The sequence below is a fragment of the Thermoanaerobacter siderophilus SR4 genome (genome assembly GCF_000262445.1).
GTDB lineage: Bacteria > Bacillota > Thermoanaerobacteria > Thermoanaerobacterales > Thermoanaerobacteraceae > Thermoanaerobacter > Thermoanaerobacter ethanolicus.
Genome location: NZ_CM001486.1, coordinates 1,065,358 through 1,089,941, shown reverse-complemented (window position 1 = coordinate 1,089,941; position 24,584 = coordinate 1,065,358). Strand labels below are relative to the sequence as shown.

The following is a 24,584-nucleotide window of genomic DNA, read 5'->3' as shown; positions in this document are numbered from 1 at the left end:
CGTGGATGGAGAAATGAAAAAAATCAAAGTAAAGGCCTATGCTAAAATTAATTTATCTTTAGATGTATTAGGAAAGAGAGAAGATGGATATCATGAAATTTCTACAATAATGCAATCAATTGATTTGGCTGATATTTTGGAGTTTGAAAAAAGCGACACAATCGAAATTTTGTGCGATAACCCAAAGGTGCCTGTAGGAGAAGATAATTTGATAGTAAAGGTTATTAATCTTTTGAAAGAAAAATACCAAAAAAAAGAAGGGATATTAGTCAGGCTTAATAAAAAAATTCCTTTAGCTGCCGGCCTTGCTGGGGGAAGTGCTGATGCTGCTGCTACAATTGTGGCATTAGACAAATTATGGAATTTGAATATGTCAAAAGAAGAAAAAAAGAAATTGCTCTGAAAGTCGGAGCAGATGTTCCTTTCTGTCTGGAAGGTGGGACAAAGCTTGCGAAAGGCATAGGGGAAATATTTGAAAATTTAAAGATTCCCTCTATGAGTTTACTTCTTGTAAAACCTGATATTGAAATTTCCACAAAAGAAATTTATGATAAATGGGACAGACTTAATTTTAAAAGTCACCATGCTACTTTTTTAGTTGCTCAAGCTATACAAGAAGGAAACATATACAAAATTGCAGAAAATATAAAAAACGATTTAGAATTGGTAACTTCTCGGGAATGTGAAGTTATTAATCAAATAAAAGAGGAATTGCTTAAAAAAGGCGCATTAGGATGTGCTATATCAGGTAGTGGTCCCACTGTTTACGGAATTTTTGACGATTTAGAAAGACTTAAGAGAGCTTATGAGGATTTAAAAGAAGTTTACAGTTTTGTGTTTTTTCAAAAACTATAGATAAGGGGTTAGAATTGTATGAATGATTTTCTTCCATTGGAAAATTATAAACCGCTAAGAGATGTAGTTTTTGATTACATGAAAGATGCCATAATTACAGGCAAGTTAAAACCTGGAGAGAGACTTATGGAAGTTCAGCTGGCAGAAAAGCTGGGAGTAAGTCGGACTCCAGTGAGAGAGGCGATTAGAAAATTAGAACTTGAGGGGCTAGTTGTTATGGTTCCTCGAAAGGGAGCTTATGTGGCAGATTTGGATGCAAAAGACCTTTTGAATGTTTTAGAAGTAAGAAGTTCGTTAGAAGGATTAGCTGCTTCCCTAGCTGCTGAAAGGATAACGGATGAAGAAATTGATAAATTAAAGAAAATTGTAGAGGAATTTCAAAAAAAGATAGAAGAAGGTGATAATGAAGGGCTAGTGAAGTTGGATAAAGAATTTCATGATTTAATTTTTACTGCTTCACGAAATGACAAATTAATTCAAATAATGAATAATTTACAAGAACATGTACACAGATTTAGAGTTAGGTATATAAACGAAGAGAAAAAAGCGAAAAAGATACATCAAGAGCATAAAAAAATTACAGAAGCTATCGAAGCAAGAGATACAGATGCTGCAAGAAGATGGGCAGAGAAGCATATACGCAATTTCCAGACAGAGGTTGTAAAAGACATAAAGTATTTTAGTTACAAGGAGTGATTTGGGTGAATGCCATAATTTTGGCCGGCAGTACTAAAGAGGACAAATTGCCTGATAAAGCTTTTGTTAAAATAAATGGGAAGTATATGATCTCTTATGTAATTGAGGCTTTAAGAGGTTGTGATAAAATAGATAAAATTGCAGTAGTTGGAGATCCCGAAAAACTTAAAAAAGTAGCAGGGATAGATGTTATAATTGAACAAGCTGACAATATAATGGACAATGTTTTGAAGGGAGTAGAGCCTTTTAAAAATGACAAAAGAGTCTTGATTCTTACTTGTGATATTCCTATGTTGACTAAAGAAGCTGTTTGCGATTTTATTGAAAAGTCAGAGGCTACAGGAGCGGACTTATGTTATCCTATTGTTAGAAAAGAAGATAATTTAAAAAAGTTTCCTGAGGCTAAAAGGACTTATGCACGGGTGAAAGAAGGAGTTTTTACAGGTGGCAATATTTTTTATGTTAACCCTGGAATCATAGATAGATTAATAAAAGATGCGAAACAATTTATAGCTTATAGAAAAAAACCATGGAAATTAGGACAATTATTAGGAGGAAAGATATTATTTTTATTTTTAATAGGGAGACTTTCAATTTCTCATATTGAGAAAAAAGCAGAAGAGTTATTTAACATAAAAGGAAAGGCTATCATATCTAAATATCCAGAAATAGGTAACGATGTTGATAAAGAAGAAGATGTAGTAATGGCAACTAAATATCTTAGTCAAAAATAGGCATAGGCCTATTTTTTTTGTATATTTTTCTTCTGAGTGCAAAATATATATTCAGAAGGTGATGGTATGTATAGTTTACTGCATTTTGTAAGACAATACTTTACTGTTTATATGTTTGCTAATGTATTCATTGTAGGGATTTATGAAGCTTTTATAGAGCCTAAATTTTTAGAGAGGAAAGGATTAGATAGGGATTCTAAGCTGTGTAAATGGATTGGATTGTTTTATATTTTTATTGGGATAGTTGCTATTATTTTACGAACCTTTTTTCCTATGTAAGGAGGAGAATATGAGATTTTTTGATAAGATATTTGGCAAAAAAAACGATAAAAAAGAAGAAAAAAATGGTACACTAGCTTCAAATAGTCTTAAGGTAAATTTAGATTATATAAAAAATAAATTAAAAGATAGTGATGATGTAATATATAGAGATATTTGGGTGGGAGAAAACCAGCAGTATAACCTTGCAATTGTATTTATAGACGGGCTTGTGGATAAAGACCTCATAAATGACCATGTACTCCACTCTTTGCTTTTGGATTCAAGACAAGCAGACCCTTCTATTGAAAAGATAAGGAGAAATTTGTATGAGGTCATAAAGAAAGGGACTATAACAGGAGGAGACATAAAAGAGATTACAGATTTAGACAAGTGTATTTTGTCAATTTTGAGTGGAGACACTGCTTTGCTTTTTGATGGTTCTCCTGAAATAGTCATCATTTCTAGTAAAGGATGGCAGACGAGGTCAATTTCACCTCCCGAGGCAGAGACGGTTGTAAGAGGACCGAGAGAAGGGTTTACAGAAACAATAAGGGTTAACACTGCTCTTGTAAGGAGATGGATTAGAGATCCCAAGTTAAAAATAAAGCAGATGCAGATTGGAGAAAGGACTCATACAGATGTAGCAGTGCTTTACATAGAAGATATTGTCGATAGGAATGTTTTGAATAAAGTGATGGAAAGGCTCAAAAATATAAAAATAGACGGTATTTTTGAAAGCGGGTATATAGAACAATTGATTGAAGAAGATTGGCATTCACCATTTCCTCAAGTTTTGAGTACAGAAAGGCCTGACAAGGTTGCAGCTTCTCTTTTAGAGGGAAGAGTGGCAATTTTGACAGATAATACTCCTTTTGCTCTCATAATACCTACTACTCTCGCCACTCTTTTTCAATCGCCTGAAGATTATTACGAAAGGTGGATGATATCTTCCCTTTTAAGAATTTTAAGGTTTCTTGCAGCAATTGTAGCACTCGTTTCACCTGCTGTTTACATAGCTTTTACGGCTTATCATCCTGGCCTTATACCTACTAAATTGACTTTATATGTTGCAGCAACACGACAAGGTATGCCTTTTCCTGCCTTTTTTGAAGCTTTTATTATGGAAGCGACTTTTGAGCTTTTAAGAGAGGCAGGAGTTAGACTTCCCGTACCTATAGGGCAAACTATTGGCATTGTAGGTGGTCTTATTATAGGACAAGCTGCTGTCCAAGCGGGTATTGTAAGCCCATTGATGGTAATAGTGGTAGCCGTTACAGCTGTAGCTTCTTTTGCAATACCCAGTTACAGCGCTGCCATTGCTTTTAGAATGCTAAGATTTATATTTATGATTCTTGCAGCTGTTTTTGGTTTGTATGGTATAATGTTGGGATTTATGATAGTTCTCACTCACTTGGTTGTTTTAAAAAGTTTTGGAGTTCCTTATCTTTCTCCTTTTGTGGAAATAGACCTAAGTGACCTTGCGGATACTTTAATAAAAGCTCCTATAATGTATTTTAAAAACCGACCAGAAATTTTAGATACTCCTGATAGAAAAAAGATGAAAGATTTAAGAGAAGAAAAAATAGAAAGCATAGAAGACGATAGGAGAGACAACAATGATAAAAAACAATGATAAAATCTCTGCAAATCAAGTATCAATATTGCTTTTCACTACTATGGTAGGAGCTGGAATATTAAGTCTTCCTGCAGATGTTTCCAAAGAGGTAGGACCTAATGGGCTTATAGCTATCTTGGGAGGAGGAATAGCTTCTCTTTTTTTTGCAAGGCTGATACTTTATCTATCTTCTAAATTTCCTACAGAAACTTTTGTCGAATATACCGGTAAACTTATAACAAGACCTATTTCTATTGTTATAAGTATTATACTTGTTTTTTACTTCACAATATTTGCAAGCCTTGATGTAAGGATTTTTGGGGAAGTTTTGAAAATATATCTTTTGCCAAGTACCCCTATTGAAACGATAATTATTACAATGCTTTTTACTTCTGCCTATTTAGTGCGATATGGACTTGAGCCAATTGCACGAATGTCAGAAATTTTGTTTCCCATAATAGTGATGCCTCTTGTATTACTTTTTTTACCGACTTTAACTGATATAGATTTAAGTAATTTTCTTCCATTTATGAGGGTTTCATTAGTTAAGTTTTTTAAAGGAATGCTTGTGACTACATATAGTTTTGTTGGCTTTGAGATATTGTATTTGCTTTTTCCATATATAATTAATACAGACAAATTGAAAAGAAGTGTCAATTCAGCAATAATCTCTACGATGTTGTTTTACATGTATATAACTTTTTTTGTAGTTGGCATATTTGGATACAAGGAAACAAGGGAACAGCTGTGGCCTTTTTTGACCCTCATTAAATCTATTAATTTTCCTGTGTTTTTCATTGAAAATGTAGAGGGAATTGTAATGGGAATATGGACATTCACCATTTTTACTTCTATTTATTCTTTTCACTATTTTGCTACTTTGGCTCTTTCAAAGCTTTTAAAGACCAGAGAACATTCTTATTTTGTATTGCCGGCAGTTCCTATAATGTATTTAATGGCTTTAATTCCCGATTCTATTGTGACAGTTTATAAATATGCGGGATATGTTTCCCAGTACATGTCAGTGTTTTTTATAGCTATATTGCCAATACTATTGTTTATCATTTTAAAAGTTAAAAGATTAGGTGATAAAGATGAAGAGAAAACTTAAAATAGTGATATTATGGGTTTTAATTGCTCTCATGTTGACAGGCTGTTGGGATAAAATTGAAATAGAAGACAGGGCTTTTGTGATGGCAATTGGTATAGATTTATCTTCTTCGAATAAAAGATATGTTGTGACTTTTCAATTTCCTAATGCTGCTCAAATTACAAAAGGTACCAGTGGCGGTGGAGGAGGAAGTGAAAAGCCAAGTTTTGCTGTTTCAGAAGTTGCTGATACGATTTTTTCTGCTTCCCGTCATATAAGTACAAGAATTAATAAAGCGCTGTATTTAGGTCATACACAAGCTATTATTTTTGGCAAAGATGTAGTGGAAAACAAGGATAAATTTCAACAAGTTTTAGATTCTCTTGACAGGAGTTATGAATTGAGCCGTAAAGTTTACCTTCTTGTAACTCCACAAAAAGCTCAGGATATTCTTCTAAAAAAATACGAGATGGAACCAAATACAGGAGCTTATATTAGAGATATATTCAAACATTACAACTTGACATCAAAATTTCCAACAATTGACTATAATAAAATTACTAAGTCTCTTCATGAGACGAACGGCAATGCGATAATCCCAAAAATAATTGCAGGAAAAGATGAAATTAAAATAGCAGGTTCTGCTATTATTAAAAATTATAAATTAGCAGGTTGGATGGAAGATGATGAAAACATGGGATATATGTGGCTGACTGGTCTTGTGAAGGGAGGAGACATTTCTATAAATATGCCAGGAGATGGAGAAGAAATAAAGGTTCCTTTTAATATTTCAAATGTTATTAGAAGGCGAGATGTTAAAGAAGAAAATGGGAAAATTATTTATAGAGTTAAACTGGAGGTGGAAGGAGATATAACGGAATATACTTTTGAAAAGCATGGAGAAATGATGAAAGGTGACTTGTTAAACGTCATAGAAAGAAAAACTAGTGACGAAATAAAGAAGATGACACAAAAAGCTATAAATAGATTTCAAAAAGATTTAAAAGTAGACATGCTAGGTATAGGAGATTATATTGAAAAATATCATCCAAGTTTATGGGAAAAGGTGGGGAAAGATTGGGATAAAATTTTTCCGGAGGTAGAGATAAAAGTAGATGTTACTTCTCATGTCCGAAGGATAGGGCTTTTCAGGTAGAAGGGTATATTTTTTAATATATTTGGTAATACTTTAGTTAAACTAAAGATTTGTGATGGAGGATAAAATTATGAAAAGGTTAATTGCATTGATGGTATTAGCAATTATTATAGCAGCAAATTTTTATGGAGCTAAAGCTTCTAATTTGCAAAGAGAAGACCTATCCCGCAAATTAATAAGGTTTCATGTGATTGCCAACAGCGATTCCGAAGAAGACCAGGAATTAAAACTTAAGGTTAGAGATGCTATACTTGTTGATTTAACGCCTAAATTTGAAAAAGTAAAAGATGTAAAAGATTCGGAAAGGATTATAAAGCAAAGTATTGAGGAGATTAAAAAGGTTGCAGAGGAAGTAATTTGTAGAGAGGGTAAGAATTATGATGTGAAAGTTGCCTATGGCACCTTTGATTTTCCTACACGGTATTATGGAACTATTACTCTTCCTGCGGGGAATTATAATGCGCTTAAAGTAGTTATCGGAAACGGAGAAGGTAAAAATTGGTGGTGTGTAATATTTCCTCCCCTTTGTTTTATTGATGTTACCCACGGGTTTACAGATACACAAACTGCAGAGGAAGTGGCTAAATATCTTTCTCAAGATGAAATGAAACTTATTGAGAAAGAAAAACCTAAAGTTAAATTTAAAATAGTTGAAATTATAGAGGAATATTACAATAAATTTAAAGTGGCATGGAAGGCGCCTTAAAGGGCGCTTTAATTTTTTAAATTAAAAACAGCGTATAATACTTTTACTACTACAAAAAATATTTACAAACACCAAAGAAAAGGAGGTTCAAAATGAAAATAGATTTTATTCTCCGCATAAAGATTATAATAACAGTTTTGGCTATTTTTATAACAGCAGTTTTTGAGTATGCGGCTTATGATTTGACCAAAACAGCTATGTCTAACCTTTATTGGGGAAATACAGGTAGTGATGTTGCAAAAGTGCAAGCACGGCTTAAAGACTGGGGATATTATACGGGAGCTGTAGATGGATTTTTTGGGGTTAGAACGTGGCTGGCAGTTCGGAAATTTCAAGCATATAATGGACTCAGGGTTACTGGAATTGTAGATGACGATACAAAAGTAGCTTTAGGTTTTACAACTACTGCTCAAGATTTAGCGGCTTATCAGGCTTCTTCCTCTGTCACCACAAATGACGATGTTTACCTTTTAGCAATGCTTATAAATGGAGAAGCGAGAGGGGAACCTTATATTGGAAAAGTTGCAGTTGGAGCTGTGGTGATGAATAGAGTAAGAGACCCGAGGTTTCCAAAAACTATAGCAGGTGTTATATTTCAACCTGGGGCTTTTTCTGCAGTAGATGATGGTCAAATGTGGCTACCTCCTACAAATGACAGCATAAGGGCGGCAAGAGATGCAATTGCTGGATGGGACCCTACTGGTGGTGCCTTGTATTATTACAACGCTGCGAGAGTGACAAGTTATTGGATATTTAACAGGCCAATTATAACCCAAATAGGCAGCCATATCTTTGCAAGGTGAGGTGAAAAAATGTTAAAACGAGGCTTGACGGCTTTTGCTTTAATTTTAATATTAATCCTCGGAGCATGGGGATATAGACAATATATTGAAAAAATTTCTTATCACAGGTATTTACAAGCACAATATGATAGGTCTTTTTATCAATTGGTGTCTAACGTAGAGAACATCGAAACTTCTATGGGAAAACTAATGGTAGCTTCTTCAGATAAAACCACTATTCCTATTTTAGATGAAATATGGAGGGAAGCTTTTTCAGGGCAAGAGCACTTAAATCAACTTCCTATAGGGCAGCCTGAAATAGATAATACTTCAAAGTTTTTGACACAAATTGGCGATTACGCTTACAGTCTTACAAAAAAAGTTGCTTCAGGGCAAAAATTATCACAACAAGATTTAGCAACCCTTACGAAATTACAGAATTATGCGGTATTTTTAGGTAAAAACTTACAAGACTTAAGAAAAAAATTCAAGGTGGATATGAACTTGGAAACTTACGTCAAAAAGGTACACAAAAAATGGGTGAGATTGATAGTAAAATTTTAAATGTAAAAATGAGTAGTGTCAATCAGACTATGACAAATTACCCTACTTTGATATATGACGGCCCTTTTTCTGAAAGTTTAGCAAAAACTACACCTAAAGGTTTAGTTGGGAAAGAAGTTTCTTACGATAGAGCTTTACAAATAGCAAAAGATTTTTATGGAAAGCCTGTAGAATCACAAAACAAGTATAGTCCTAACAATGGAAAAATAAAAGCTTATGGGATAGAATTAAAATCTCCAGGTAAATTACCTGTTTATATAAATGTCAGTCAAAAAGGTGGATATGTTGTATGGATGATGGACCAGAGAAGTGTGAATAAAATAAATATTTCTCAATCACAAGCTTTGCAGTATGCTAAAAAATTTTTAGAAAAACACGGTTTCAAAAACGTGGAAAGTACTTATTCTATGAAGGCGGATGGTAGTGTACAGTTTAATTTTGTTCCTGTACAAGATGAGGTATATTTGTATCCAGACATTGTCAAAGTGAAAGTGGCACTTGACAATGGTGACATAATCGGATTTGACGCTACAGCTTACTACATGAATCATACGGAGAGAAAATTAGAAAAGCCAAAACTTACGGAAAAAGAAGCGGAGCAAAAAGTAAATAAAAACTTAAAAATAGAAGGAACAAAATTAACACTCATTCCTTTGGAGGGCGGAAAAGAAGTATTGGCTTACGAATTTAAAGGAACATACAAAGGTGATACATTTTACGTGTATATAAATGCATTAAATGGAAATGAAGAAAAAATTTTAAAGGTTATAAAAACAGAACATGGAGATTTGACCATGTAGTCCATAACATAAAAGTGCTTTTAAAGGCGCAAAATAAGTGTAGGGCAAAAGAAGGAGGGGATAAAAATGGGTAGACGCAGAGGCTTAATGTCTGACCAACTTAAATATGAGTTGGCTAAAGAACTCGGCGTTTACGACACAGTAATGAAGGAAGGTTGGGGAAGTGTTTCTTCTAGAAATTGCGGTAATCTTGTAAAACTTGCAATCGAAAAAGCAGAAAAAATGCTTGTAGAAAATTATAACAACGGAAATACCACCTTCTAAATGCCCACCAAGCCGGGGAAGAAAAACTTCTTCTTTCCCGGCTTTAAATTTATAAAATAAAATTTTTCTTGAATACATATTCTTAAAAGAGTAGAATAAAGATAATGTAAGAAAAATTAGTGGAGTGTGAGAGAATGGCGAAGAAGAAAATAGCTGTTTTATTTGGTGGACAATCGGGAGAACATGAAGTCTCTTTAATGTCTGCAAAGTCTATAATAAACAACCTTGATAAAGATAAATACGAGATTTACATGATAGGTATTACAAAAAAAGGAGAATGGTATTTATATAGAGGAGATGTAGAAAAAATAGAAACCGGAGAATGGGAAAAAGAAGGAATTCCTGCAACTATGGGAGCTTCTACGAAGTATAGAGGAATAATAACTTTCGAAGACGAAAAAAATGGTTTTTATCCTATAGACGTGGTATTTCCTGTTTTGCATGGACCTAATGGAGAAGATGGGACTATACAAGGGCTTTTAGAATTATTAGATATACCTTATGTAGGAGCTAATGTGCTTTCTTCTGCTTTATGCATGGATAAAGTTTTTACAAAAAGGATTTTTAAGGAAGCGGGGCTACCTACACCTGATTTTGTAGTAGTATATAGAAAAGAGATTGAAGACTTAGAAGCTATAAAGAAAAAAGTTGAACACTTGGGATATCCGTGCTTTGTAAAACCTGCTAATTTAGGTTCTAGTGTTGGTATTACCAAAGTCCACAATGAGGAAGAACTTCCTGGGGCCTTGAAATTAGCTGCAAAATATGATAGAAAATTGTTGATAGAAAGAGGAATAGATGCTAGGGAAATTGAATGTTCCGTGCTAGGTAACGAAAATCCGCAAGCCTCTATTGCAGGAGAAATTGTTCCTTCTAATGAATTCTATGATTATAATGCTAAATATTTTGATGGGGGTAAATCTCTTCTCTTAATACCTGCACCACTTCCAGATGAAAAAATGGAAGAGGTAAGACAATTGGCTATAAAAGCATATAAGGCGTTGGATTTGAGAGGTATGGCGCGAGTAGACTTTTTGATGGATAGAAACACAGGTACCCTTTATCTAAATGAAGTTAATACCATTCCTGGGTTTACGAAAATAAGCATGTATCCTAAACTGTGGGAAGTAAGTGGAAAGCCGTATTCAATATTATTGGACGAACTTATAAACTTAGCGATAGAGAGCTATAATGAAAAATGTAGGGAATGGTGAGAAATAAGGGAAGAAGGGGAGAGGTAATTGAAAAAAGCGATTATATCTGTAAAAGGTACTCAAAAAAACGATCAAAATGAATCTGATACAATAGAACTTATTACAGAGGGTAGTTTCTATATTAAAGGCAATACCTTTTATGTAGTATATGAAGAAAGTGAACTATCAGGAATGGATGGAACTACTACTACTTTAAAAATTACAGAAGACAAAGTCACATTATTGCGGTTTGGCACAAACAAATCGAAAATGGTTTTTGAGAAAAACAAAAGATACGAATCGGACTATGATACTCCTTATGGGAAAATTCCTTTAGGAATACTGCCAACAGATGTAAAAGTGGCTATGTCGGAAGCTGGCGGTGAGATTACTATAAAATATGCTCTTGACCTTAATAACAAGACTGTGAGCAATAATGAACTATACTTAAAAGTGTGGGAGGTAAACTGATTTGGAAAACATTATACAAAAAGTAAAAGATGAAATAAAAGACATGGTGACTACCGCTATAGAGAATTCTGTAAAAGAAGGTTTGATGAATATAGAGGTTATTCCAGAGATAGAAATAGAGGAGCCAAAAGAAAAACAACATGGTGACCTTGCAATAAACACAGCAATGGTAATGGCAAAGCAGGCTAAAATGCCCCCTAAGAAAATTGCGGAAATCATTGTTTCAAAAATGGACCCTTCAAATACTTTTATAGAAAGGATTGAAATCGCAGGACCTGGCTTTATCAATTTCTTTTTGAAGGATAAATTTTTGGAAGAAACTTTAAAGCTCGTTTATGAACGAGGGAAAGATTATGGACGAGTAAACATTGGGAATGGCAAGAAAGTACAAGTGGAATTTGTATCGGCAAATCCGACGGGTCCTATGCATATGGGAAATGCAAGAGGCGGTGCTTTGGGAGATGCCTTGGCGTCAGTACTTGACTATGCAGGATACGATGTTACAAGGGAATTTTATATAAACGACGCAGGAAATCAGATAGAGAAGTTTGGATATTCACTTGAGGCAAGATACCTGCAATTATTGGGCATACCGGCTGAAGTGCCCGAAGGCGGCTACCACGGAGAGGACATAATAGATAGAGCGAGAGAGTTTTTAGAAATATACGGAGATAAATATAAAGATGTGCCATCAGAAGAGAGAAGAAAGGCGCTCATAGAATATGGACTTAAGAAGAATTTAGAAAAATAAAAGAGGATTTAGCTCTTTACGGTATAGAATATGACGTGTGGTTTTCTGAGCAATCTCTTTATGACAGCGGAGAAGTGTATAAAGTAATTGAAGAGCTTAAGCAAAAAGGGTATACTTACGAAAAAGACGGGGCTTTGTGGTTTAAAATGACATTATTTGGCGCAGAAAAAGACGATGTATTAGTTAGGTCTAATGGATTTCCTACCTATTTGGCTTCTGACATAGCCTATCACAAAAATAAATTTATAACTCGCGGATTTGATTGGGTTATAAATGTTTGGGGTGCGGATCACCATGGCCATGTTGCTCCTATGAAAGGAGCGATGCAGGCACTTGGCATAGACCCTGACAGGCTTGACGTTGTTTTAATGCAGCTTGTAAAACTTATAGAAGGCGGTCAAGTTGTTAAAATGTCCAAAAGGACAGGCAGAATGGTGACACTACGAGATTTGATAGATGAAGTAGGAAAAGATGCAGCAAGATTCTTTTTCAACTTAAGGTCTGCAGACAGTCCCATTGATTTTGACCTTGACTTGGCTAAAGAGCAATCGAATGAAAATCCAGTATTTTATGTGCAGTATGCCCATGCGAGGATTTGCTCCATAATAAGGCAGTTAGAAGAAGAGGGTATAAAGATAGATAATATAGATGAAGTAGATTTAAGCCTTTTAAAAGAAGAAGAGGAAAAAGAATTAATTAAAAAATTGGCATATTTCCCTGAAGAAATTACTATTGCTGCAAAGACATTGGCACCCCACAGAATTACGAGGTACGTACTTGATGTAGCATCGCTTTTCCATTCTTTTTATAACAGTCATAGAGTAAAAGGCGTAGAAGAGGATTTGATGAAAGCAAGGTTTGTGCTCATATTAGCAGTAAAGACTGTTATAAAGAACGCTTTAGATATATTGAAAATAACAGCACCAGAGAGAATGTAAAAGGCGGTTTTTCCGCCTTTATTTTGTGGTATAATATGGTTAGGAGGTGTTTTTTATGAATATAAAATGGCTAGGGCATTCATGTTTTAAGTTGACATCCGAGAAGGGTACGGTTATTGTTACAGACCCTTTTGATGAGTCGGTTGGCTATCCTATGCCAAATGTGAAGGCAGACATTGTGACATCTTCTCATTCCCATTTTGACCACAATTATTTTAAAGCAGTAAAGGGAAACTTTGATATTGTTGACACAGTAGGAGAACATAATATAAAAGGTATCAACATAAAAGGTGTAAATACATTTCACGATGACGAACATGGTGCAAAAAGAGGTAAAAATATAGTTTTTGTCTTTGATATTGATGGAATCAGAGTCTGTCACATGGGAGATTTGGGACATGTTTTAACAGAAAAGCAAGTTGAAGAAATAGGACCAGTTGATGTTCTACTCATTCCTGTTGGAGGCTATTATACAATTGATGCAAAACAAGCGGTAGAAGTGATGAACCAGTTAAAGCCTAAAATAACTATACCAATGCACTATAAAACGGAGTTTATTAATTTCCCTATTGATACTGTGGATAACTTTTTGGATATGACAGGTGGCAAAAAGATTTTATCCACAGAAATAGGTATTACTAAGAAAGATCTAGAAGGTGAGCCAAAAGTAATTGCTTTAAATTATCAATATTCTGTATAATTTAAAATGAAGTACAGTTCCTTTGTTTTCACTAAGAGCTTTAGCTTAAACCAAAAAAGTGGGTATCTCATTCCTTTTTAAATTTTTTTAAAAACAAATGAATATAAAAAGACAAAAAGGGCAATATAATAGTGTAAGGTTCGTAATGGTCGAGCCAAGGTCATTACAGGACGCAAGTTCTGTAATGGCCGGCCAAAGATTGGTATTCGATCAAAAGGTCGGATGCTAGTCGGCGGGCAGATTATAATATGTCCATGTAGAGCCTTAATTTTAAGGCTAAAAAGGATGTATTATAGTCGAGCTAAGACTATTATAGGTGCCGCAGGTCGAAGTACGTCATGTACTTAGACTGGAGGTCTTATGCAAAGTGCATAAGGTTTCTAAGGTATCTATAATAGTCGAGCATAGGTCAGTATGGGTTTTGCAATACCTTGCCTTTTAAGTGAGGTATGAAGAGATTTGTACTGGCTGAAGCGAAGACCATTACGAGCCTTACTTTTTTATTGGCATAACACAGACAAAGGGGACGGTTCCTTTTGTCTGAAAATCAAAATAAACGGACAAGAGGAACCGTCCCCTTTGTCTGAATTTTTAAAAATAGATGATGTGGAAATTTTTGTTTTATTATGATATAATCGTTTTAAAAAGGAGGGAAAAATTATAAGATTAGAGGGATAGTAAATGAGAAAATTATTTTTATTTCTTACTATGGTGATGTTCTTTTTAACTTCCTGTGATGTAGTAAAGCTTAAAGAATCATCCACAACTAGGAAAGAACCACCTATAAGGCTGGTATTTTCACTTCCTAATTCAAGCGAAGATTTTGATAATACCCTTTATACCGTCCTTTTGTACGACAGCAATTCTAACAAAATAGCAAGTGAATTTTTAAAAAATAAACGCATTGGATATTATAAATTATCACCAAGACAAGACAAAATTGTTGTGGGAATCCATTACGATGCTGCTTCATTTGAATACTATGTGATAAACATTGATGGCAGCGCTCCAGAAAGACTTACTCTTCCTGTAAGAGATGGAATATATCCAGTGTGGAGTGATGATGGGGAGTATATCTATGGTATTTCACCGGATTCTTTAAATGCTAAAAGTGGGTATATATTTTCTTATGATGTAAATAAAGGAACATTTGAGAAGTATCCTTTAGAAAGTGAAATAAATTCTTGTGGCAAAATCAAACCATATTTTGACAATAAAGGGGTGCTGTTTATTTGTGATAACAAAATAAACTATCTAAATTTTGAAAACAAGGTCGTAAAGCCGGTTTACAGTTTTAACGGAAGTGTAACGTATGGGAGTTTAGATAAAAGTAGAACTATATTTGTGCTAAACGATGAGAAAAACTGCTTAGATGTTTTGGATGGAAATAACTTCAAAATAATAAAAACGTACAAAAACATTTTAAAATACAGATTTTATTCGCTTGACAGTATGGCATTTCCGGATGGTGAACATGTTATATTCAAGATTTATAAATATGACAATAAAGGTAATTTTATAGGTGCACCTATAGTAGATGTTAATTTAAATGGAAATGTGAGGGAATTAAAGGAAAGCGATAATTTGGAATGGAATTCAGTGAAATTTGTTTCTGAAAGCAAACTGGCTGGCGTTAGTCGAGCTGAGAAAGTACTCTTTTATGATTTAAATAGCTTTCAAGATATGCCCTATATGGAAACGGTACTTTGCCGCAATAATGAGATTGGGTATTTAAAAAAACTCAAGATTGCTCTGCCAAATGGGTGGAAGGAGAAATTTACAGGCGGAAATGAAATTTATATCTTAAATTCAAAGGATGAAATTAACGGTGGTATATATGTTATAAGTTATTACAAAGACCAATATTTTGGAGGTTTTCTTCCAAATCACAGCGAACTTTTAAAAGAAGAAAATATAAAAACGCCTATCGGAGAAGGAAAAATTGCCGTTTTGAGGAGAAGCCCTCCTGCTGCTTCCAATGACCCTACAACATATATTGAGATTTTTGGAATTATTCCAATTGCAGACAATGATTTAGCTTACTGCATATGGCTTGGACCATTAAAGGATGATGTAAAAACTATAAATGAGGCTGTAAGAATAATGGAATACATTATGAAAAATTTAAATACAATGTGACTTTAGTCATGAGGAAATGGTGACTTTGTATACTACAAAACTTTCACCATTTCCTTTATTATATTCCTAGAAAACCAAATCAATTTCCAAACAAAGGGGACGGTTCCTTTCGTCTGAAAATTTATTTTGTAGGGAGAGGATGTTTCATGAAGATAGTTAAAATGAAGGATGTAATAAAAAGGTTTGGTGATGTTATAGCTTTAGACAATATGAATTTAGAAATAGAAGAAGGGGAAATTTACGGTCTATTGGGTCCTAATGGGGCAGGGAAGACGACAGCTATAAGCATAATCTGCGGCTTGCTCAATTTTGATAGAGGAGAGGTGTATGTTTTTGATAAAAATATACGCAAAGAACCGGAATTCATAAAGAAGAGTATAGGTATTGTGCCTCAGGATGTGGCTATCTACGGAGATTTAACAGCCTATGAAAATGTAAAGTTTTTTGCAAGTCTTTATGGACTTAGGGGAAAAGAGCTAAAAGAAAGTGTAGAGATGGCATTAGAGTTTGTAGGTCTTTCAGATAAAGCGAAAGAAGTACCAAATAAATTTTCAGGTGGTATGAAAAGAAGGCTAAATATTGCCTGTGCCATTGCCCATAGACCTAAATTAATAATAATGGATGAACCTACAGTAGGTATAGACCCTCAATCGAGGAATCACATTTTGGAATCTGTTAAAAAGTTAAATGAAATGGGTAGTACAATTATTTACACAAGTCACTATATGGAGGAAGTAGAGGCTATCTGCACGCGGATTTCTATAATGGACCATGGCAAGGTTATAGCTGAAGGAACAAAGGAAGAACTCACTTCAATGGTTACAGATGTGAATACAGTTTATATTGAAATTGGCTCAATTGATGGAATAAAAGAGGAGGAATTGAAAGGAATAAAGGGTGTAAAAGCTGTTGAGATAAGAGATAGCACGATAAAGATAACAAGCTTAAAAGATGTGAGCAATTTTGATGATATAATCCACTATTTTATTTCAAAAAACATACCAATACGTAACCTAAGAAACGAAATTCCCGATTTGGAGACAGTTTTTCTTACCCTGACAGGAAGAAAATTGAGAGATTAGAGGTGAAAATATGAGAATCCTTACAATAATGCTTAAAGAAATAAAGGAAATTCTTTATGACAAGAAGGTAATGGCTATTATGATACTATTGCCAATAGTTCTTATTGGAATTTTAGGTTTTGCGTTTTCGTCAACATCAGATATAAAATTAGGGGATATAAAAGTCATATATACAGATGAAGGAGATACGATACTTTCACAGGGTTTTGATATTTTCATTAAAGAAACTGATAAAATGGGAGTAAAATTTGTAGAAATAAAAGATGTCAGCAAAGGAATAAGTGAAATAGAAAAACGCAAATATGATGGTTATGTTTTTTTAAAAGGTAAAGATATAACTTTTTATAAGAATGCACATGGAGATATAAAAACGGAGATTGCAGCAAGTATGATTGACTCTTTTGCTGATACTTTTAAAGGAATAACAGCTATAGCTTCACAAAATCCTGCCTTTCTTAAAAATAGCGGCGATATAAATTTAAATAGAGAATTTATAAAAATAACCTCTATTGACAGAAAAGTTAAACAAACATCATTCGATTATTATTCTGTTACAATGCTTACTTTAATAATTTTATACGGTGCTATGAGTGGTGTATTTTCAATAGATATGGAAAGGACAAAAAAGACAGGGCGCAGAATATTAGCTTCTCCTATTAAGAAATATGAAATATTTATGGGGAAGGTGTTAGGGGTAACTTTTTCTGTTTTTATACAGGCCTTGATTATTGTTCTTTTTAGCAAATACATCTTCGGAGCTAATTGGGGAAAGGATATTGTAACAGTTTTTGTGATTATAATTAGTGAGATAATTTTTGTGGTGGGCTTGGGAGTGAGTTTGGGGGTTATTATAAAAAATGGAGCAATGGCACAAGGCTTACTAAACGGTATAATTCCTTTTATAGCCTTCTTAGGTGGTTCTTATGTTCCTGTAAAAGAAATGGGAAGTCAATTTATTGAGAAACTTTCAAATTTTTCTCCAATTACATGGACAAATACAGCCATATTTAATGTGATATTGGGAGGCAATTATCAATATGTACCTACAGCCCTCATGGTAAATTTAATTCCTGCAGCTTTTTTCATAGTGTTGTCAGCTTATTTATTCAGAAGGGAGGCTTTTTAAGTGAGAGAGCTATTTTTGGTTATGAAGAATACAGTAAAGTTGTTTTTTAGAAGGAAAGGGAATATTATTTTATTGATTTCTGGTATTATAATTCCACTTTTCTTTTTGCTTTTTACCTATGGTGGCAGCGGGCAACTTAGAATAGGTGTTGTAAATAGAGATAAAAGTCAGATTTCAACAGATTTAATTAATTCATTGGAAAAAACGGATAAATTCAAGGTTGTTTTTCTGAAAGAAAATGAGATAAATGATAAAGTATCGAAAGGAGAAGTTGACAGCGCTATAGTGATTCATCAAAGATTTGAAGAAGAAATTTTGAAGGGAAATCCAAAGGATGTAGAGATTGTATCAATAAAAGGGGAAGAAACCACCTTATTTTTGAAAAGTTATCTTGACCGCAAGATAAATGTTCTTTACAATTTAAGCAAGGCATCTGAAGGAAATAAAGAAAATTTTTATAAGATGTACGACCTTTATAAGAACAGTCCTTTTAGCTTGAAAACATATATTGTTGAAGATATAGGGAAGACGGCAGTGGCAACAACAAGAAGTTTAGGATTTTTTATAATGTTTTTGATGTTTAGCACTTTTAATATTTCTAATTTTGTACTTGTGGAGAAGAGAGATAAAACTTTTTACAGAATTTTTGCTTCTCCTTTAAAGCCAAGAACTTATTTAGTGAGCAATTTCTTTGTAAATTTAATTTTGACAGTTTTTCAAATAGCTTTTATACTTGCGTTGATTACCTTTATATTAAACTTAGGCTTCACAAAAGCGACATTTGATGTTTTTTTAGTACTGGTTTCTTTTGGAATAACATCTATTGGTTTAAGTTCAATGATAGTTGCTTTTTCACCCTCTACAAGTTATTCTAATACCTTGTCTACTTTAATTATTACACCTACTTGTATGTTAGGGGGAGCTTTCTGGCCATTATATTTAATGCCAAAATCATTTCAAAAGCTTTCTGATTTTATACCACAGAAATGGGCAATAGACGCTATAGAAAAAATTCAAATGGGTGGTAGTTTAAGCGATGTTTATATGGATATAATCATACTGTTGGCTTTTGCATTAACCTTTATCCTGTTAGGAATATATAAAATTAAAACTTCTGAAAAAATGGGAGATTTTATCTAATTTATATGTTATAATCAGACAAGGGGGACGGTTCCTTTTGTCTGAATTATTATTTTGGGAGTGGATATAAATGCCTAGAAAGTCAAGAGTTAAAAGCAAGAGTGGATATTATCATGTGATGTTGCGGGGAAATGAAAAGAAAAATATATTCAGAAGTGATGATGATAAAAAGTGCTTTATAGAAATATTGGCAGAGAAAAAGCTAGACGGGAAGTTTTATTTAACTGCTTTTTGTCTAATGAGCAACCATGTTCATTTGATGATCAAGGAAGGCAATGAAGATTTATCAGGTTCTATTAAGAGGATTGCAGGAACTTATGCTTCTTATTTTAATAAAAAATACGATAGGACAGGGCATTTATTTCAGGATAGGTTTAGAAGTGAGCCAGTTGAAGATGAGAGTTACGTTATAGCATTAGTAAGATACATTCATCAGAATCCGGTAAAAGCGGGACTAGTGAAAAAAGTTTCTGATTATAAGTGGAGCAGTTATAGCTGTTATATTAATGATAATGATAAGATGTGTCAAATTGTAGATACAGAATTAATTTTAGGCATTTTCTCTGATGATAAAAAGAAAGCTATAGAACAGTTTAAGAAATATATAGAGCAGACAGAAGGCACTGAAGTTTTTATCGACATTGAAGAAGAAAAAATGAGTACGGAAGAAGCCAAAGAGTTATTTAAAGAAATGGCGATGGAATTTGGGATTAAAGATATAGAAAATCTGGAAATTAAAAAACGTAAAGAATGGCATGACTTAATAAAAAAATACAGAGAAAAAACCGGACTTTCAATTAAAGATATTGCTTCTATTGCTGGGGTGACTAGGTATAGTATACATAAGATTTTGAAAGAAAAAGGCAAAGCCTGACTATATAGGCTGATTGAATTTAAAAGATCAGACAAGAGGAACCGTCCCCTTTGTCTGGTCCCCTTTGTCTGCTTTGTCTGCAGACTTAATTTTGGGGATTTTCTCAAAAGACAAGGAAAAGGCACTCAAATTGCTCTTTACTTTTCCCGCAATAGAGAATTTGACTGATTGCAATTTGCAGTTATTAGGAGTATAATGAAAATGAAAGAAAAAGTAAAAAGGTGATATTTTATGGAAGACAAAAGTGTTGAAGTAAAAAAGTGCTTTACATAAAATGAGTGTTGATGAAGTAATTCGCAATTTAAAAGTTGAAGTTAACAACGGTAATGGTAGTAATTGGTTTGTCTGTTTTGCTTTCCTTTGGAATCAATGACTTTGTGAAATACCTTTTTTAAGAAGACATGGATAACTTTTGAGTATTTCTAAAGCCGCCTTTTAAAGCGGCTTTTTTGGAGGATATATACGGGAGGAAAGGAGAACATATATGTCGTTCATCGCCCAGGTTAAATTTTTGCCCAAAGAAGTAAAACGTTTTATAGCAACTGAAGCCTTATTGGGTATAGGAATGGGGATTTTTGGTTTAGTATTAAATTTGCATTTGCTTGCTTTAAACGTTTCTCCTGAACAAATAGGAGCTCTTAATTCTGTAGGAACTTTAGTGATGGGGGCAGCTGCTATTCCAGCAGGTTTTTTTGCTAATTATATTGGGAGAAAACGAATTTTTATATCAGGAATAACTCTTACAGGGATAGGATATGGGCTTTTTGGATTAGGGGAATCTATAGGAGTTTTTTATTTGGCACAGATTATACAATTTATAGGAATTTCCTTTTTGATTACAACAGAAATACAGCTTTTATTTTCATATGCTGAGACAAATGAATTGGAAACTGTAAGTTATAGCCTTTTATTTGCTGTTTTTACTCTATTTAGTGGAGTAGGTACGCTTTTGGGAGGCTTTATACCCAATTGGTTTCCATATGGTAATACAAAATATCAAAGTTCTGTGTATATATCAGCCGTGTTAATTTTAGTGGCGGCTTTATTAAGAGGGATTTTGTTGCCATGCGTAAACAATAGTTTTGATAAAGGTAAGAGTAAGTTGTTATTGTCAAATATTAGAATTTACCAAGTTTTTGATAAAAAAATTCTTTTAATTATTTTTTATCTTTTTTTGGCGGGTATGGCTTTTTCTACGATAATTCCTTTCCAAAACGTGATTGTGAAATTTCGGATGGGTTGGAGCGATGAATATGTCTCCTATTTGCTTACAATAAATGGGCTAATTTTGTTTTTTGCTTCTATGATAATGCCATGGATAATAAATAAATTTGGAACCATTAAAGCTTATTACTATGTATATGGGATGAATTTATTGTTTGCACTTATATTAGCCTTTAATAATATTTCTGTAATGATGTTTTCAACAATATTTTTACTAAGAAGTGGTAGTTTTACGCTTTTGAATAATATGATAGAAAGTCAAACAATGTCTGTTGTAGAGGAAGAAAAAAGGGATTTTTTTGCTGGAGTAAAATCACTTTTAAGGAGTATAGGATCAGCAATAGCCAGCTATTTAGCTGGCTATATCCTAGAAAATCAAAATTATACTTATCCCTTTCTAATTACGTTTGTAATACTATTAGTAAGTCTTTTGTATTTTGCTATATTTATTAAACCGATTTTTATTGAGAAGCTAAGCAATAGTAACTTTTCTTTTGAAGAAGAAATTCAAAAAGATGTGGAAGGCATCTAGCTATACCAAATGGCAAGCTACGAAATGCCCTCCTCCTACATCTTTGTATTCTGGTACTTGTTCTCTACAAATGTCTTTAGCAAGTGGGCATCTTGTGTGGAATTTGCATCCTTTTGGTGGATTCGCAGGGCTCGGGATATCTCCTTCTAAGATTATTCTTTCTCTTTTTAAGTCTGGGTCTGGAATTGGAACGGCAGACAAAAGGGCTTGTGTATAGGGGTGAAGTGGATGTGCAAAAAGTTCGTCTCGTGCTGCCATTTCAACTATAGACCCAAGATACATTACTGCAACTCTTGTGCTTATATGCTCTACTACACTCAAATCGTGAGAAATAAACAAATAAGTTAACCCTTTTTGCTCTTGCAAATCCATAAGCAGGTTGATTATTTGGGCTTGTATTGAGACGTCAAGAGAAGATACAGGTTCGTCTAACACAATAAATTCAGGATCTAAAATGAGTGCACGAGCTATTCCTATTCTCTGACGCTGACCACCAGAAAATTCGTGAGGATAGCGGTCTATATGGTACGGAGCTAATCCGCATATCTCCATTGTTTCTATGACTTTATCCCGCAATTCATTTTTAGAAATAAGGCCATGGTCTAAAAGAGCTTCTCCTATGGCATCTCCTACTCTAAGGCGTGGGTTTAAAGAGCTAAAGGGGTCTTGGAAAACCAATTGCATTTTAGGTCTTAGTTTTCTAAGCTCGCTTTTTTTGAGACTGTGAATAGGAATAGATTTGTAAAAAACTTCTCCGTCAGTTTTATCATACAACCTTATTATAGTACGCCCGACTGTGCTTTTACCACAACCAGATTCGCCAACAAGACTTAAAGTTTCACCTTTATTTATAGTGAATGTCACTCCATCTACTGCTTTTACATATCCTATCGTCCTTTGTAAAATACCGCCTCGTATTGGGAAGTATTTTTTAAGGTTTTTTACTTCTATTAAAGGTTCACTCATTTTTTCCACTCTCCTTCATAGAGCCAGCAGGCGACTTTGTGCCCATTTTCGTCAGCTGCAAGTTGAGGTATCTTTTGGCGGCAAATGTCCATTGCATATTCGCACCTATCGCTAAAATAACAATAGTCTCCCAAACCAATAGGGTTAGGCACTTGCCCTGGGATTGTGTATAGTCTTTCTTGCCTTTGACCAATTATTGGTTTTGCTTTTAAAAGACCTCTTGTATATGGGTGTTTAGGGTTTTTGAAAAGTTCTCTTACAGGAGCTTCTTCAATAACTTTTCCAGCATACATAACTACTACGTAGTCAGCTATTTCAGCAACAATTCCAAGGTCATGGGTTATAAGCATTAAAGCCATATTTCTTTCCTGCTTTATTTTTCTCAAAAGGTCAAGGATTTGGGCTTGAATTGTTACATCAAGAGCAGTGGTTGGTTCATCAGCTATTAAAAGTTTTGGATCGCAACTTAGAGCTATTGCAATCATTATACGCTGTCTCATACCACCGCTTAGTTCATGAGGATAACTTGTCATTATCTGTTCAGCTCTTGGTATGCCAACTTGTTTAATAAGTTCAATAGCCTTATTCCAAGCCTCTTTTTTAGTCATGAGTTTATGCACCATTAAAGGCTCCATTATTTGTTCTCCAATTGTTAAAACAGGGTTTAAAGAAGTCATTGGCTCCTGGAATATCATGCCTATTTCATTACCGCGTATTCTTCTCATTTCTGCCTCACTTAATTTAAGAATATCTCGCCCATCAAAGATTATTTCGCCACCTTCAATTTTCCCAGGAGGAGACTGAATTAATCTCATTAGGGATAAAGCAGTTACACTTTTGCCGCAGCCAGATTCACCGACAATGCACACCGTTTCCCCTTCTCGTATAGAGAAACTTACATCATTTACTGCTTTTACAACACCTTCTTCAGTGTAGAAAAAAGTTTTGAGATTGCGAAATTCTACTAGATTTTTTGCCATTTTGATTCCTCCTAAATTTTTTGTCTAGGATCGAAAGCGTCTCTTAAAGCATCACCAATGAAGTTGATAGCTACGACAGTTAGCATTATAGCAACACCTGGCGGAATCCAAAGCCATGGACGCTTTGCAAAATCGATCATATTATTTGCAGCAGACAGCATATATCCCCAAGAAGGTGTTGGAGGGATGACACCTAGTCCTAAGAAACTTAAAGCAGATTCTGATAATATTGCGCCAGCTACTCCCAATGTTGCAGAAACTATAACAGTAGGTAATACATTGGGGAAAAGGTGTTTTATTATTTTTTTACTATCTCTTAAACCTAAAACTTCTGTTGCCAGCATGAATTCCTGCTCTTTTAAACTCAAAATTTGGCTTCGTATAAGCCTTGCAAGACCTACCCAGGATATAAATCCTAAGATAAACATGACATAGTATATCCTTTGAGGTGGCGGAATTTTTAAGTCGGACATTATAGCACCTAACATGATTAAAATGGGAAGACCAGGCATAGCGTAAATGATATCTGCCAACCTCATTATTATGACATCTAACCAGCCTCCGTAATATCCTGCGATAGAGCCTAACATTCCACCGATTAAAACGATTATCAAAGTAGCTGCAATCCCTATTGTAAGGGAAATTCTACCTGCAAGCATAAGCCTTAAAAGCACATCTCTTCCTAGATTATCTGTACCAAGCCAATGTTCTGCACTTGGTGGTTGATTCCCTTTTGATACATCTATTTTTGCATCCAGATAAGGCGAAAAATAAGGCCCTACAAAAGAGAAAAGGAACATAAAAGTCAAAATTACCAGTCCCAATATGGCGTATTTATTTTTTAAAAATCTATGGAAAGCGTCTCTCCAAATCGAAGGTGCTTTTTTCAGATTATTTTTCTTTTTATAATCAAGAGGTTGATTTACATTGACTTGATCCAAGCTT

General features: G+C 34.1%; 21 protein-coding genes and 3 pseudogenes. 21 read left to right on the top strand and 3 right to left on the bottom strand.

The genetic code is table 11. The features are described from left to right. Positions 1–13 precede the first annotated feature (13 nt). From ispE to THESIDRAFT1_RS05235, 21 genes and pseudogenes are all read left to right on the top strand, one after another. Positions 14–881 (top strand): annotated as a pseudogene (ispE, locus tag THESIDRAFT1_RS14730) (4-(cytidine 5'-diphospho)-2-C-methyl-D-erythritol kinase). After that, positions 874–1,551 carry a GntR family transcriptional regulator gene (locus tag THESIDRAFT1_RS05330; RefSeq protein ID WP_003870429.1) on the top strand — a complete coding sequence of 226 codons (678 nt, stop codon included), beginning with the start codon at positions 874–876 and terminating at the stop codon, positions 1,549–1,551. Before ispE ends, THESIDRAFT1_RS05330 begins: the two are co-directional and overlap by 8 nt. Positions 1,552–1,556: 5 nt before the next feature. Next, positions 1,557–2,285, top strand: coding sequence for a nucleotidyltransferase family protein (locus THESIDRAFT1_RS05325; RefSeq protein WP_006569759.1), 729 nt, complete (start codon positions 1,557–1,559; stop codon positions 2,283–2,285). Between the two features lie 66 nt (positions 2,286–2,351). Further along, the gene (locus THESIDRAFT1_RS05320) at positions 2,352–2,564 is read left to right on the top strand and encodes a CLC_0170 family protein (protein ID WP_003870427.1); all 213 of its coding nucleotides are present in this window, start codon (positions 2,352–2,354) and stop codon (positions 2,562–2,564) included. Positions 2,565–2,574: 10 nt separating this feature from the next. Beyond that, positions 2,575–4,179, top strand: a complete 1,605-nt coding sequence (locus THESIDRAFT1_RS05315) for a spore germination protein (protein ID WP_006569758.1) — start codon at positions 2,575–2,577, stop codon at positions 4,177–4,179. Beyond that, a complete protein-coding gene (locus THESIDRAFT1_RS05310; RefSeq protein WP_006569757.1) occupies positions 4,163–5,272 on the top strand; it encodes a GerAB/ArcD/ProY family transporter in 1,110 nt (369 codons plus the stop codon). The genes THESIDRAFT1_RS05315 and THESIDRAFT1_RS05310 overlap by 17 nt, the downstream gene beginning before the upstream one ends. Next, the gene (locus tag THESIDRAFT1_RS05305; protein WP_006569756.1) at positions 5,256–6,407 is read left to right on the top strand and encodes a Ger(x)C family spore germination protein; all 1,152 of its coding nucleotides are present in this window, start codon (positions 5,256–5,258) and stop codon (positions 6,405–6,407) included. The genes THESIDRAFT1_RS05310 and THESIDRAFT1_RS05305 overlap by 17 nt, the downstream gene beginning before the upstream one ends. Before the next feature lie 70 nt (positions 6,408–6,477). After that, a complete protein-coding gene (spoIIR, locus tag THESIDRAFT1_RS05300) occupies positions 6,478–7,113 on the top strand; it encodes a stage II sporulation protein R (RefSeq protein WP_006569755.1) in 636 nt (211 codons plus the stop codon). A 92-nt stretch (positions 7,114–7,205) separates the two neighbouring features. Continuing rightward, on the top strand, positions 7,206–7,916 hold the full coding sequence (gene sleB, locus THESIDRAFT1_RS05295; RefSeq protein ID WP_003870422.1) for a spore cortex-lytic enzyme: 711 nt from the start codon (positions 7,206–7,208) through the stop codon (positions 7,914–7,916). Between the two features lie 9 nt (positions 7,917–7,925). After that, positions 7,926–9,259: pseudogene (ypeB, locus tag THESIDRAFT1_RS05290) on the top strand (germination protein YpeB). 66 nt (positions 9,260–9,325) lie between these two features. Then, complete coding sequence (locus tag THESIDRAFT1_RS05285) at positions 9,326–9,523, top strand: small, acid-soluble spore protein, alpha/beta type (protein ID WP_003867630.1); 198 nt, start codon at positions 9,326–9,328, stop codon at positions 9,521–9,523. Between the two features lie 134 nt (positions 9,524–9,657). Then, positions 9,658–10,737: a D-alanine--D-alanine ligase family protein gene (locus tag THESIDRAFT1_RS05280; RefSeq protein ID WP_006569753.1), complete on the top strand. Its 1,080-nt coding sequence runs from the start codon at positions 9,658–9,660 to the stop codon at positions 10,735–10,737. 27 nt (positions 10,738–10,764) lie between these two features. Continuing rightward, the gene (locus THESIDRAFT1_RS05275; RefSeq protein ID WP_003867632.1) at positions 10,765–11,187 is read left to right on the top strand and encodes a YwiB family protein; all 423 of its coding nucleotides are present in this window, start codon (positions 10,765–10,767) and stop codon (positions 11,185–11,187) included. Position 11,188: 1 nt separating this feature from the next. Further along, positions 11,189–12,876 (top strand): annotated as a pseudogene (gene argS / locus THESIDRAFT1_RS05270) (arginine--tRNA ligase). A gap of 55 nt (positions 12,877–12,931) precedes the next feature. Then, a complete protein-coding gene (locus THESIDRAFT1_RS05265; RefSeq protein ID WP_006569751.1) occupies positions 12,932–13,576 on the top strand; it encodes an MBL fold metallo-hydrolase in 645 nt (214 codons plus the stop codon). A 681-nt stretch (positions 13,577–14,257) separates the two neighbouring features. After that, complete coding sequence (locus THESIDRAFT1_RS05260; RefSeq protein WP_006569750.1) at positions 14,258–15,715, top strand: TolB family protein; 1,458 nt, start codon at positions 14,258–14,260, stop codon at positions 15,713–15,715. 146 nt (positions 15,716–15,861) lie between these two features. Beyond that, positions 15,862–16,797 carry an ABC transporter ATP-binding protein gene (locus THESIDRAFT1_RS05255; RefSeq protein WP_006569749.1) on the top strand — a complete coding sequence of 312 codons (936 nt, stop codon included), beginning with the start codon at positions 15,862–15,864 and terminating at the stop codon, positions 16,795–16,797. A 10-nt stretch (positions 16,798–16,807) separates the two neighbouring features. Beyond that, positions 16,808–17,923 carry an ABC transporter permease gene (locus THESIDRAFT1_RS05250; RefSeq protein ID WP_006569748.1) on the top strand — a complete coding sequence of 372 codons (1,116 nt, stop codon included), beginning with the start codon at positions 16,808–16,810 and terminating at the stop codon, positions 17,921–17,923. Continuing rightward, positions 17,924–19,063, top strand: coding sequence for an ABC transporter permease (locus THESIDRAFT1_RS05245; protein ID WP_006569747.1), 1,140 nt, complete (start codon positions 17,924–17,926; stop codon positions 19,061–19,063). A 70-nt stretch (positions 19,064–19,133) separates the two neighbouring features. Then, on the top strand, positions 19,134–19,937 hold the full coding sequence (locus THESIDRAFT1_RS05240) for an REP-associated tyrosine transposase (RefSeq protein ID WP_006569746.1): 804 nt from the start codon (positions 19,134–19,136) through the stop codon (positions 19,935–19,937). A gap of 484 nt (positions 19,938–20,421) precedes the next feature. Beyond that, positions 20,422–21,693, top strand: a complete 1,272-nt coding sequence (locus THESIDRAFT1_RS05235; protein ID WP_003869651.1) for an MFS transporter — start codon at positions 20,422–20,424, stop codon at positions 21,691–21,693. Here THESIDRAFT1_RS05235 and THESIDRAFT1_RS05230 read toward each other — a convergent pair whose 3' ends face one another. Genes THESIDRAFT1_RS05230 through opp4C form a run of 3 tightly spaced genes read right to left on the bottom strand, consistent with a single transcriptional unit; the run spans position 21,694 to position 24,580 of the window. After that, the gene (locus THESIDRAFT1_RS05230; RefSeq protein ID WP_003869652.1) at positions 21,694–22,659 is read right to left on the bottom strand and encodes an ABC transporter ATP-binding protein; all 966 of its coding nucleotides are present in this window, start codon (positions 22,657–22,659) and stop codon (positions 21,694–21,696) included. Further along, positions 22,656–23,639 carry an ABC transporter ATP-binding protein gene (locus THESIDRAFT1_RS05225; RefSeq protein WP_004398962.1) on the bottom strand — a complete coding sequence of 328 codons (984 nt, stop codon included), beginning with the start codon at positions 23,637–23,639 and terminating at the stop codon, positions 22,656–22,658. Before THESIDRAFT1_RS05225 ends, THESIDRAFT1_RS05230 begins: the two co-directional genes overlap by 4 nt. An 11-nt stretch (positions 23,640–23,650) precedes the next feature. Continuing rightward, positions 23,651–24,580: an oligopeptide ABC transporter permease gene (opp4C, locus tag THESIDRAFT1_RS05220; protein ID WP_006569745.1), complete on the bottom strand. Its 930-nt coding sequence runs from the start codon at positions 24,578–24,580 to the stop codon at positions 23,651–23,653. Positions 24,581–24,584: the final 4 nt, after the last annotated feature.